General features: G+C 53.7%; 10 protein-coding genes and 1 tRNA gene. 10 read left to right on the top strand and 1 reads right to left on the bottom strand.

The genetic code is table 11. The features are described from left to right. From tuf to rpoC, 10 genes are all read left to right on the top strand, one after another. On the top strand, positions 1-137 hold a 137-nt coding region (tuf, locus tag VF399_11390), incomplete at its 5' end, for an elongation factor Tu (protein HEX7320941.1). A gap of 47 nt (positions 138-184) precedes the next feature. Continuing rightward, positions 185-331 carry a 50S ribosomal protein L33 gene (gene rpmG / locus VF399_11385; GenBank protein HEX7320940.1) on the top strand — a complete coding sequence of 49 codons (147 nt, stop codon included), beginning with the start codon at positions 185-187 and terminating at the stop codon, positions 329-331. A gap of 11 nt (positions 332-342) precedes the next feature. After that, positions 343-418 (top strand) — tRNA-Trp (locus VF399_11380). A gap of 205 nt (positions 419-623) precedes the next feature. Continuing rightward, positions 624-1148, top strand: a complete 525-nt coding sequence (gene nusG, locus VF399_11375; GenBank protein ID HEX7320939.1) for a transcription termination/antitermination protein NusG — start codon at positions 624-626, stop codon at positions 1146-1148. A gap of 102 nt (positions 1149-1250) precedes the next feature. Beyond that, a complete protein-coding gene (rplK, locus tag VF399_11370; GenBank protein ID HEX7320938.1) occupies positions 1251-1679 on the top strand; it encodes a 50S ribosomal protein L11 in 429 nt (142 codons plus the stop codon). Continuing rightward, positions 1676-2386 carry a 50S ribosomal protein L1 gene (rplA, locus tag VF399_11365; protein HEX7320937.1) on the top strand — a complete coding sequence of 237 codons (711 nt, stop codon included), beginning with the start codon at positions 1676-1678 and terminating at the stop codon, positions 2384-2386. Before rplK ends, rplA begins: the two co-directional genes overlap by 4 nt. Continuing rightward, positions 2386-2907, top strand: coding sequence for a 50S ribosomal protein L10 (gene rplJ / locus VF399_11360; GenBank protein ID HEX7320936.1), 522 nt, complete (start codon positions 2386-2388; stop codon positions 2905-2907). Before rplA ends, rplJ begins: the two co-directional genes overlap by 1 nt. After that, entirely contained in the window at positions 2904-3299 is a 396-nt protein-coding gene (gene rplL, locus VF399_11355; protein ID HEX7320935.1) for a 50S ribosomal protein L7/L12, read from the top strand. Before rplJ ends, rplL begins: the two co-directional genes overlap by 4 nt. Before the next feature lie 150 nt (positions 3300-3449). After that, the gene (rpoB, locus tag VF399_11350; protein HEX7320934.1) at positions 3450-7115 is read left to right on the top strand and encodes a DNA-directed RNA polymerase subunit beta; all 3666 of its coding nucleotides are present in this window, start codon (positions 3450-3452) and stop codon (positions 7113-7115) included. Further along, on the top strand, positions 7105-11184 hold the full coding sequence (gene rpoC / locus VF399_11345) for a DNA-directed RNA polymerase subunit beta' (protein ID HEX7320933.1): 4080 nt from the start codon (positions 7105-7107) through the stop codon (positions 11182-11184). The genes rpoB and rpoC overlap by 11 nt, the downstream gene beginning before the upstream one ends. 104 nt (positions 11185-11288) lie before the next feature. On the opposite strand, the gene VF399_11340 is transcribed toward rpoC, so the two are convergent. Further along, positions 11289-12179 (bottom strand): DNRLRE domain-containing protein, encoded by an 891-nt coding sequence (locus VF399_11340; protein HEX7320932.1) that lies wholly within the window; start codon positions 12177-12179, stop codon positions 11289-11291. Positions 12180-12206: the final 27 nt, after the last annotated feature.

The following is a 12206-nucleotide window of genomic DNA, read 5'->3' as shown; positions in this document are numbered from 1 at the left end:
TGGTGATGCCGGGCGACAATGCCAATTTTGAGGTTGAGCTGATCACGCCGGTGGCGATCGAGGAAGGTTTGCGGTTCGCCATCCGCGAGGGCGGCAAGACCGTGGGCGCCGGCGTCGTCACTAAAATAATAGAATAAATGGTTAAATGGTTAAATAGAAAATGGTTGAAAGGGCTAAATAAAACATGAGGATCATAATCACACTTGCCTGCCAGAGTTGCAAGAACCGGAATTATACGACGACCAAGGACAAAAAGAAACAAGCCCGTCTGGAAGTCAAAAAGTACTGTCGGTTCTGCCGGAAGCACACTCAGCATAAAGAGGTGAAATAAAAGAAAAATGTAGGCCTGTAGCTCTAACGGCAGAGCATCCGGCTCCAAACCGGAGGGTTGGGGGTTCAAATCCCTCCAGGCCTGCCAACAAATCGAGATAATCGTGATAAATAGATTGATCAATTACTTGAAAGAGATCTGGAATGAAATGAAGAAAGTGGCGTGGCCGACGCGCAGCGAACTTATGAACTCCACGATCGTGGTGATCATAATATCGGCGTTGATGGCCATCATAATTTTTATCCTGGATACGATTTTTTCTTCCGCTCTTAGCTTGGTGGTGAAATAACCCATGGAGTGCTTCGTCGTTCATACCCTGACCGGGCACGAGCAGAAAGTCAAGCGGATCTTACAACGCGTGATCAACGAAAAGAACATGGCCGAGCGTTTTGGCAAGATCATCATCCCCATCGAAAACCTGGTGCGGGTCAAAAAAGGGAAAAAGATCGTTGAGGAACGGAGGCTCTACCCCGGCTACATCATCATCGAAATGGATCCATCCGATGAAACGCTTCAGATCGTCAACTCGATCCCGGGTGTCACGCATTTCCTCGGCCTGAAGAATAAACCGATACCGTTGAGCGAAGAAGAAAAGGATGCGCTCTTGACCCAGGTGGAAGAAGCCAAAACAAAGGTCATCACCAAGATCCCGTTTGCCAAAGGCGAGCGGGTCACGGTCATTGACGGTCCTTTCACCGATTTTATCGGAACGATCGAAGCCGTATACCCTGAACGGGAAAAGGTTAAGGTCGTCGTGGTTATATTCGGAAGACCAACGCCCATCGAGTTGGGTTTCCACCAGCTGAAGAGCTTCTAAAATATGGTTAAATTGTTAAATAACAATTGGTTAAATGAAACACAGATTTTACCATTTAACCTTTTAACCAGTTACCATTTGGGCAGCTAAAGGAGTTTAGGCATGGCTAAAAAAGTTATCGCTATCGTTAAATTGCAGCTCGCCGCCGGCAGCGCCACGCCTGCGCCTCCGGTCGGTCCTGCTCTGGGCCAGCACGGCGTGAATATAATGGAATTCTGCAAGGCCTTCAATGCCGATACCAAGAACCTCGCGGGACTGATCATCCCCGCGGTCGTGACGATCTATAATGACCGAACCTTCACCTTTATCCTTAAGAGCCCCCCGGCCGCAGTTCTTCTTAAGCAGGCGGCGGGCATTGCCAAAGGTTCGGCGATACCTAACCGGGAGAAGGTCGGCAAAGTGACCAAGAAACAGGTCGAGGATATCGCCCAGCGGAAGATGAAAGATCTTAACGCGCAGTCATTGGAACAGGCCATCAAGATAATCGCCGGAACGGCGCGCAGCATGGGCATTACGGTGGAGGAAGGATGAAACAAAAACATTCTAAGCGATTCCGCGAACAGAAGACCAAGGTCGAAGCCAAACCATATCCCCTGAAGGAAGCGATCGAAAAAGTCAAATCCATCGCTAACGCGAAATACGACGAGTCGGTCGATATCTCGATCAAGTTGAACATTGACATCAAGAAACAAGACCAGCAGGTGCGCGGTATCTCCAATATGCCGCACGGCACGGGACGCCAGAAAAAGATCCTGGTCCTGACCAAGGGTGAAAAAGAAAAAGAAGCGAAGGACGCGGGTGCCGATTTCGTGGGGTTCGAGGAATTCATCGAAAAAATAAAGGGCGGGTGGTTCGATTTCGACATCATGATCGCCACGCCGGATTCCATGTCAGAGGTCGGTAAGCTGGGAAAGATCCTGGGCCCCAAGGGACTTATGCCTTCCCCTAAATCGGGTACGGTAACCTTTGATGTCGGCAGCCAGGTCAAGGCCTTGAAAAAAGGAAAGATCGAATTCAAGACCGATAAGGGCGGATGCATCCACAGTTCGGTCGGCAGAATATCGTTCGACGCCGAAAAACTGTGCGAGAATGTCTCGACCTTTATCGAAGACCTGCTGGCGGTCAAGCCGGCCAGCGTAAAGGGGCAGTTCGTCAGGTCCGTCACGCTGTCATCCACGATCGGACCGGCCGTCAGGGTAGACGAAAAAGAACTTCTGAAGAACAAAGGAGGCGCGTAATGCCGTCAGCCAAGAACAACGAAATACTACAGAAGAGCCGGGATATCATCAAAGAAGGAAAAGGATTCTACTTCACTGATTTCACCGGACTGACCGTGCATACCCTGGAAGGACTGCGCCGCGAATTAAAAAAACACAAGGGTGAATATCTGGTCATAAAAAACACCCTGGGCAGTATCGCGTTCCGGGATCTTGGTCTTGAAGAAACGACCCTCAAGTCCGTTTTCGTGGGATCAACCGGGATCGCGATCGCTTACGATGACCCGGTGGTGCTGGCAAAAATTCTTAAGGAAACATCTAATCTAAAGATCAAAGGCGGGTATATCGAAGGTTCGTTTTATGATACCCAGGCGGTGACCCAGCTGTCCCGGATCCCCTCCAGGCTAGTATTGATCGCTCAGCTTCTCGGATCCATGAACATCGCGGGGAATCTGGTGGGCGTCCTGCAGGGGACTATCAGGAATCTCATCTACACGCTTGATGCAGTAAGCACTAACATGAAAGGTAAGGAGGCAAAATGACAACCAAAACAAAGCGATCTGTTGAAGAATTAGTCGAAGACATCAGCGCTTTATCAGTTCTGGAACTCTCGGAATTAGTAAAAACTCTGCAGGAAAAATTCGGCGTGTCCGCAGCCGCTCCGGTCCAGGTCGTCGCCGCCCAGGGCCAGGCTGGTGCAGCGCAGCCTGCAGCCGAGGAAAAGACGGATTTCTCGGTCGTAATGACCGCCTGCGGCGACAAGAAGATCCAGGTCCTCAAAGTGGTTCGGGAGCTTACCGGTCTCGGATTGAAGGAAGCCAAGGACATCGTGGATAATCTGCCTAAGGCTTTGAAAGAAGGAGCGACAAAAGAAGAAGCGCAGAACATGAAAAGCAAGTTGGAAGAAGTCGGCGCGACGGTTGAACTGAAGTAATTTTACGACATAATGAATTGCAGCATCGCTGCACTCGCAGGAACCGCAGGATCATCATCGCTTAAAGGCTCGATTTCGCAGGAAACGCACCCTGCGAACCAAAAGTGATACGGTACTGCGGATCATTATCCGCACTGCTTTAGGAGGTTTATGAGAAATATCATTGATTTCTCAAAGCGCAAAACGTCCTTTGAAATGCCGCATCTACTTGAGATCCAGACCGAGTCGTATGATCAGTTCATGCGTTATTCGGTCAAGCGCATTTTTGACGAACAGTTCCCGGTATCCGATATTCATAATAAATACCGGCTGGTTTATGTTTCGCACCGGTTGAGCGCTGCAAAATACTCGGTCCAGGAAGCGATCGAAAAAGGCGTTACATTCGCAGCGCCCCTAAAGGTCAGTTTCCGCCTGGTTAGCAAAGAAGAAAGTGGCGAGCTCAGGCCCGTGGTCGAAGAGGAGATCTACCTCTGCGACCTGCCGCTCATGACTCACCGCGGGACTTTCATCATCAATGGCGTAGAACGAGTCGTCGTCAACCAGATCCACCGCTCGCCCGGGGTCTATTTCAGCGAGGAGAGCGCCGAGTACTCGACCATGATCATCCCTTATCATGGGCAGTGGATCGAATATATCGTCGACCACCTGAACATCTTTTATGCGATCCTGGACCGCCGTCGCCGGCTCCTCGGCACGACCTTCCTGAAAAGCCTGGGTTATGAAAAGAACGAGGATATCATTAAGCTGTTCTTCCCCATAAAGGAAGTTGACCTCAAAGATGCCAAGAATTTTTTCCTTGCCGAAACGGTCGAGGACGGTGAGAATAGCCTGGCTTGCGGCGAGCTCATCGATGATTCGAACTATGAATTCCTGTCCCACAAGGGGATCAAGAAGGTCAAGATCATTGATTCCCATGATATCGGCGTGACCATATTGACCAACACCTTTAAAAAAGACAAGACGACCAGCAAGGAAGAGGCTTCGAGGAAGATCTACACTTTACTCCGCTCGATGCCACCGCCGACCCTGGAGATCGCGACGACATATATCAACAACCTGCTCTTTGACAAAAATCACTTTGACCTCGGCGAGGTCGGCCGGTTCAAACTGAACGCCTGCCTGGGCACGACCAAGCACGCCCATGACACGAAGTTCGAGGTCGATGACCTTATCCAGATCCTCCGTAAACTTTTTAAATTTGTCAGCGGCGATCTCCCATCCGACGATATTGATCACCTTGGCAACCGGCGGGTACGCCGGGTCGGTGAACTGCTGGAAACGCAGTTTAAATTGGCGATCACCCAGCTGATCCAAAATATCAAGGAGCGCGCTTCCCTGATGGAAGAATCGGCGCTCTCGCCTCAAGACCTGCTCAATCCGCACCTGGTTTCCAACATCATTAATAAGTTCTTCACAACTTCCCAGCTGTCGCAGTTCATGGAACAGACCAACCCGATATCCGAGATGACGCACAAACGAAGGATCTCGTCTCTTGGTCTGGGCGGCCTGACCCGGCAAACCGCTGGATTCGAAGTTCGGGACGTCCATTATTCCCACTATTCGCGGATCTGTCCCATTGAAACGCCGGAAGGACCGAATATCGGTCTCATTTCCAGCCTTGCGAGTTTTGCCAAGATAGATAAATACGGATTCATTGTCGCGCCGTACTGGATCGTGGAGAATGGCAATGTCAAGGACAAGGTGGTTTTTCTGCGGCCTGACGAAGAAGACCTCCATACCATCGCCCAGGCGAACACGCCCCTGGATAAAGCGCAAAAAATAGTCACGGACCAGGTCCTGTGCCGTCAAAAAGGCGATTTTCCCATGGCTTCGCCCAAGGACGTCGATCTAATGGACGTTTCGCCGGAACAGGTTTTCAGTCCCACGGCCGCGCTTATCCCCTTCCTTGAGAACGACGATGCCGACCGGGCGCTGATGGGATCCAACATGCAGCGCCAGGCGGTCCCGTTGATCAATCCGGATATTCCGCTGGTCGGGACCGGCATGGAAGAACGGGTCGCCCGTAATTCCGGCAACCTGCTGCTGGCCGACGAGGAAGGCAAGGTCGAATACGTTGACGCGAACAAAATCATCATCGAGAACAGCAAGGGCATAAAAAAGAGATATCAACTCGCCAAATTCCTGCGATCCAACCAGAACACGTGCATCCACCAGAAACCGCTGGTCCAGCCCGGGCAGAAAACCAAGAAAGGCGACGTCCTGACCGATGGATACGCCACCAAGGAAGGCGTTCTGGCGCTGGGCAAGAACATCCTCGTCGCGTTCATGCCGTTTTTGGGATTCAATTTTGAAGATGCGATCGTGGTCAGCGAACGGATGGTCAAGAACGATGCTTTTACATCGGTGCATGTCCTGGAATCAGACTGCGAGGTTCGGGAGACGAAATTGGGCCCCGAAGAGATCACCAGGGATATCCCCGGTGTGCCTGACTTCCTCATCAAGGACCTCGACGAGTTTGGGATCGTCAGGATCGGTGCGGAAGTCGGTCCCGACGACATCTTAGTCGGCAAGATCACGCCCAAAGGCGAGACCGAGCTGACCCCCGAAGAACGGCTCATGCGGGCGATCTTCGTGGAGAAAGCCACCAATGTCAGGGACACATCGCTGCGGGTCGAGGCTGGCGTCGAAGGCGTGGTCATCGATGTCAAGGTCCTCACCCGGCGGACCACTGATCCGCTGGCCGAGTTTGTGATCAAAGAACGCACGAAAAAGTTCAAGGACGAATTCAAGCTGCTCAAGGATGAAGCGCTAACCCTGCGCAACGATCTGCTGAAGAGCACTATCGACGGCGAGACCGCCGCATCCACGATCCGGGACGACAAAGGCAGGGTACTTTTGAGAAAGGGCAGCACGTTTAATGAAGAATTTTTCGGCACCCTTAATGCGACCAAAGTCGTAGCGGACGAGAAGTTCACGGATAACGCCAAGATCAACGAAAAAGTGGAGAAGATCGTGCTGGAAGGCGAGGAGAACCTCCTGAGGATCTTCGCGGATGAAAAGACCGAGGACGACAAGCTTACGCGCGGCGACGAACTCCCGTACGGCATGCTCATGGTCGTCAAGATATTCATCGCCCAGAAAAGAAAGATCGCGGTCGGCGACAAAATGGCCGGCCGGCACGGTAACAAGGGCGTCGTGGCCAAGATCATGCCCGAGGAGGACATGCCGTTCCTAGCCGACGGCACGCCGATCGATATCGTCTTGAACCCGCTGGGAGTGCCATCGCGTATGAACGTGGGACAGATCCTGGAAACCCATCTTGGCTGGGCGGCCGACAAGCTGAAATTTTACGCGGTCACACCGGTGTTCAACGGCGCGACCGTTGGTGAGATAAAGAATAAATTAAAGGAAGCGAACCTACCGGAAGACGGCCAGGTCATGCTGCGGGACGGTAAGACCGGCCTGCCCTTTGGATCCAAGGTCACTGTGGGTCAGATGTACATGCTCAAGCTCATCCACATGGTCGACGAAAAAATGCACGCCCGCTCAAGCGGACCTTACTCGCTCATCACGCAGCAGCCGCTGGGCGGAAAAGCGCAGTTTGGCGGCCAGCGTCTGGGAGAGATGGAAGTCTGGGCCCTTGAAGCCTACGGCGCTGCATATACACTGCAGGAAATGCTGACCGTCAAATCCGATGACGTCGAAGGCCGCGCGGCCATGTACGAAGCCCTGATCCGGGGCAAGAACCCGCCACGGCCCCGTGCTCCGGCTTCGTTCAACGTGCTCCTGAAAGAACTCCAGGGACTTTGCTTTAACGTGATATTTGAAAGAGGGGAGGAATCCGATGAGAAGTAGCTCGCATGACGAACCCGATCAGATGGGTTACAACGGAATCAGGCTCAGCCTGGCTTCCCCTGAAACGATCCTTTCCTGGTCAAAAGGAGAAGTGACGCGCGCCGACACGATCAATTACCGCACGCAGCGGCCCGAAAAAGATGGCCTTTTCTGCGAAAGGATCTTCGGACCGGTAAAGGATTTTGAATGTGCCTGCGGCAAGTACAAGAAAGCAAAATACCGGGGCACGATCTGCGACCGGTGCGGGGTCGAGGTCTCTGCGGCCTCGGTGCGGCGCGACCGGATGGGGCATATTGACCTTGCCGTTCCCGTCGCCCATATCTTCTTTTACAAAATCCCGCCCAGCAAGATCGGACTCCTGCTCGACCTTTCCATCAACCAGCTGGAAACCATCCTCAATTACGAAGCTTATGTCGTACTGGAACCAGGCAATTCCCCGCACTCCAAGGGTGAGATATTGAACGAAGAGGAATTCCAGGCGGCCCGGGAAGCCAAATACGAAGGGTTCAAGGCCGACATGGGCGGAAGCCCGGTGTATGAATTACTCAAGGAGATCGACCTGGAAAACCTGTCGAGCGACCTGCGGATCCGACTGGAAAAAGAAACTCTGCCGGCGCGGCGCACGAAGCTGCTGAACAAGCTAAAGCTCGTGGAAGCCCTGCGTCTTTCCGGCAACCGGCCGGAATGGATGGTCCTGACCAAGATCCCCGTTATACCGCCTGACCTGAGGCCTTTGGTGGCGCTCGAGGGTGGCCGGTACGCGACGTCGGACCTGAACGACCTTTACAAACGGGTTATCACGAGGAACAACCGGGTAAAATCCCTGATCTCAGGGATCAAAACGCCGGAAGTCATTGTCCGCAATGAAAAGCGTATGCTCCAGGACGCGATCGACGCGCTCCTGGACAATTCGCGGCGCTCGCGGCCGATCAAGGGCCGGGGCAACCGTCCTCTGAAATCACTGGCCGACGCCCTCAAGGGAAAACAAGGACGGTTCCGCAGGAACCTGCTGGGCAAGCGCGTTGATTATTCAGGCCGGTCGGTCATTGTCGTCGACCCATCGCTTAAGCTCTACCAGTGTGGCATCCCCAAGGAAATGGCACTCGAACTTTTCAAGCCCATGATCGCGCGGAAACTCGAGGAGCGCGGCGTGGTCGATTCCGAGCGGAACGCCCGCCGTCTAGTCCGGGCGCGTTCGACCGAGGTCTACGAGATCCTCGAAGATGTGATCAGGGACCATCCGGTCATGCTCAACCGCGCGCCGACCCTGCACCGGATCTCGATCCAGGCATTCCTCCCCGTGCTCAAGGAAGGCCGGGCGATCGCCATTCATCCGATGGTCTGCGTTCCTTACAATGCCGACTTTGACGGCGATACGATGAGCGTTCATGTTCCCCTGTCGCCCGAAGCGATAATGGAATGCTATCTGCTCCTGCTGTCCATCCACAATATCCGCAAACCGGCTGACGGCCGAGCGGTCATGACCCCGACCCAGGATATGGTCATTGGTTTGCACTTTCTTACCAAGGAAAGAGCCGGAACCGGCAAGCCCAAAATACTCTCTTCGATCGATGAGATAAACCACGCCCTGTTCAACGAAGCCATCACGCTGCACCAGCCGATCAAGTACCTTTACAACAAGAAGATCATCGACACCACAGCCGGCAGAGTCATTTTCAACGACCTGATACCGCCGGAAATGCGGTTCAAGAATATCACCATCAACAAGAAAGCCCTGGCCGGGATCGTCGACGACAGCCTGCACCGGTTCGGCACGGAAAAGACGGTGGAACTGCTCGACAACCTCAAGAAGTTCGGTTTTGAATACGCGACGAGGTCAGGCTTGACGATCGGCATCGACGATATGATCAGCCCCCGGAACAAGGATAAGATCTGGGCGCGGGGCACCAAAGAGATCACCGATATCAACCGCGCGCACAAGAGCGGTCTGATATCCGAGAGCGAGCGGTACAACAAGGTCATCGACACCTGGACCAAGGTCGGCATGGAGATCGAGGAAGAGCTTATCAGCGAACTCAGCAAAGACCAGAATGGATTCAATCCCCTGTTCATGATGGTTGAATCGGGTGCCCGCGGTTCCCGAAACCAGGCATGCCAGATCTGCGGCCTCCGGGGTCTCATGTCCAAACCCCAGCGCAAGGTCACTGCGGTGCAGATCATCGAAACACCGATCAAATCATCATGCAAGGATGGTCTGACCGTGCTGGAGTACTTTATATCGACCCACGGTGCGCGCAAAGGTCTTGCGGACACGGCATTGAAAACCGCTGACGCCGGGTACCTGACGCGGCGCCTAGTCGATGTCGCCCAGAACGTCACGATCACGCACGACGACTGCGGTACGATCATGGGCCAGGAGATCGGCGCGCTTAAGGAAGGTGAAAAGATCGTGGAACCCCTGAGCGAACGCATCACCGGCCGCGTTGCCCTGGTCGACATCATCGATCCGGTCACCGAGGAAGTCCTGGTGAAAGCGGGACAGGAGATATCGGACGACACGGCCATGAAGATCGAAAAGGCCGGGATTGAACGGGTGAAAGTCCGCTCGATCCTGACCTGCGAAGCACCAGTCGGTCTGTGCGCGAAATGCTACGGCCGGAACCTGGCGACAGGCAAGATGGTCGAGATCGGCGAAGCCGTGGGCATCATTGCCGCGCAGTCGATCGGCGAACCCGGCACTCAGCTCACGTTGAGGACCTTCCACGGCGGCGGCGCGGCTCTGCGTATCGCGGAGAGCACGTCAAAATTCGCGGAGTACTCAGGCGAGGTGAGTTTTGAGAACCTCTCGGGTGCGGAACGGCCGGACGGACTGATCGTCAGTCTTAACGACAAAGCCCGCCTTGTCATCAAAAGCGAAGGTCGCAAGATGGGTTACAATTACAATATACCGATCGGCGCCGTGATCTACATTAAGCCCAGAACCAAGGTGGATGTCGGCGCCATCCTGTTCGAGTGGGACCCGTACTCGATCCCGATCGTGTCACCGGCCGTTGGCGTCATCAAGTTCGCGGACATCATCCCCGGGGTCACGCTCCAGGAGAACTGGGTCGACGAGCGGTCGGGCGGCAAGCAGCTTATTATCGTGGAAGACCGTCTGCGCAAACACCATCCCAAAGTCCATCTCCAGGATAAGAAGGGTAAAAACCTTAAGACTTTTTCCATTCCGGCGGGCGCGTACCTGCTGGTCAAGGACGGCGACGAGATCAGTGGCGGCACCCTGATCGCCAGAATACCAAAGGAGATCGGCAAGAGCAAGGATATCACCGGTGGATTGCCGCGCGTGGAAGAACTGCTGGAAGCCAAATTCGTGAAAGACCCGGCGATCGTATCTGAGATCGACGGCGTAAGCGACATTGACGAGGAAAAAGGTATCTGGAACATCGCGGTTACGCCCGATGTCGGCGATGTCCGCGCGTACAAGATCCCGACCACGCGGTACCTGAAAGTCCACTCCGGCGAGCACGTGCGCGCCGGCGACCCGCTGTGCGAGGGAGCTATTGACCCGCATGATATCCTTAAAATCAAAGGGCCGATGGAAACCCAGCGGTTCCTGGTCAACGAGATCCTCGAAGTGTACCGCATCCAGGACGTGAAGATCGACGACAAGCATATCGAGGTCATCGTCCGCCAGATGCTCCAAAAGGTCAAGATCGAGGACCCGGGCAACACGCCGTTCGTCGGCGGCGAGATCGTCGACAAGCGCCGCGTCATCATTATCAACCAGCAGGCGCTGGTGGACGGCAAGAAACCGGCGACCTATAGACCGATACTACTGGGTATCACGCGGGCCGCGCTTTCCAGCGAATCGTTCTTCTCGGCTTCGAGCTTCCAGGAAACAGCAAAGGTCCTGGCCGACGCCGCGGTCGAAGGTAAGCTCGACCGGCTCGAAGGACTAAAGGAGAACGTGATCGTGGGCCGGATCATTCCGGCGGGTACCGGCATCCGGGAATATCAGAAATTAGCTCTGGACCTCGAGGCGGTAAAACCTGCCGAGGCTGAGGCCGAAACCGAAGTTAAGGCAGAACCTGCGGCAAAAGGAAAAGAATAACAGGCATCACTTTCAATGATAAAGGGCACCGGCATAATACCGGTGCCCTTTTGTTTTAAGATCTCTTCGGCGGAGGGAACTTGAGTAACCGATACTTTTTGTGATTACTCCACTATGACTACCCGTTTAAAATAGGCACCTTTATCATCTTCAACTTTAAGAAAATATACTCCCGGGATCAGATTATGAGTTGATAATATGCACCTGTGGTTTCCTGCTCTGAACGCCTGGCTTGTCGCATTCCGGATTTTTCTGCCGGTCTGGTCATACCAGGCGAACCGAAATGGCGCATCCAGGGCGGTGCTCGTTTCCAGGATCAACTGCCCGCGCGCGGGGTTGGGAAAAACCTTCAGCGGCCGTATAGCCGCGGCTTCTTGCTCTTCGACATCCATCAGGATCACTTCGAGATTCGGTTGTTCCAGGGTCGTATCGCGCGAATAAAAATAAACGGCGTAGCCCAGGCTGTCAGGATACTGTTCAACCTGATGTTTCATCTTAAGGCCGTTATTGATGACGGGATTATTTATCCAGTCTTGCACGATCCCGGTGACCGGGAAATGCCACCAGCCATAATCCTGGTAAGGCAGGAGAGCGACGATGTTGGTGTCATGCACCGGCTGGTTATTCCAGGTGACGGTCATTTCGCTCCAGGGCTGCAGCACCGAATGCAGCTCTACGATCATGTCGCTCCCGGCCTGGTTGAACATATAGATATTGAGCATTGCCGCCTGAACCGGAGAACCGGGCGGGATACTGGTGAGGTCAAACTCGATGAGACTACGGGCGATCGTGCCATCATACCATAGATCACTATATACCCAGAGCCATCCGACGTCACCGAAATTACTTGTGGGATTGTACTGAGATACGTACGCGTCCTGCACCGGGAAAAAAACCTGCGCATGTAATGATGCGGTTATCGATAAAAAAAACGTAACTACGATACCAGTAAGATTGGGCATGTTTTTCATATTGTTCTCCTTTTGGCTCGGCATTCTCGATGAACCTTCTTTTTTTCGTTA

This window comes from bacterium (assembly GCA_036382775.1).
Classification (GTDB): domain Bacteria; phylum Hydrothermota; class Tepidihabitantia; order SM23-42; family JAOAFX01; genus DASVHD01.
The sequence above is the reverse complement of the archived record's forward strand: the minus strand, read 5'-3'. Positions and strand labels throughout refer to the sequence as shown.

Bases quoted from the DNA above. Each gene is read 5' to 3' on its own strand.
- nusG (HEX7320939.1), top strand. From the start codon at position 624: ATGGAGTGCTTCGTCGTTCATACCCTGACCGGGCACGAGCAGAAAGTC.
- rplK (HEX7320938.1), top strand. From the start codon at position 1,251: ATGGCTAAAAAAGTTATCGCTATCGTTAAATTGCAGCTCGCCGCCGGC.
- rplJ (HEX7320936.1), top strand. From the start codon at position 2,386: ATGCCGTCAGCCAAGAACAACGAAATACTACAGAAGAGCCGGGATATC.
- rpmG (HEX7320940.1), top strand. From the start codon at position 185: ATGAGGATCATAATCACACTTGCCTGCCAGAGTTGCAAGAACCGGAAT.
- VF399_11340 (HEX7320932.1), bottom strand. From the start codon at position 12,179: ATGCCGAGCCAAAAGGAGAACAATATGAAAAACATGCCCAATCTTACT.
- rpoC (HEX7320933.1), top strand. From the start codon at position 7,105: ATGAGAAGTAGCTCGCATGACGAACCCGATCAGATGGGTTACAACGGA.
- rpoB (HEX7320934.1), top strand. From the start codon at position 3,450: ATGAGAAATATCATTGATTTCTCAAAGCGCAAAACGTCCTTTGAAATG.
- rplL (HEX7320935.1), top strand. From the start codon at position 2,904: ATGACAACCAAAACAAAGCGATCTGTTGAAGAATTAGTCGAAGACATC.
- rplA (HEX7320937.1), top strand. From the start codon at position 1,676: ATGAAACAAAAACATTCTAAGCGATTCCGCGAACAGAAGACCAAGGTC.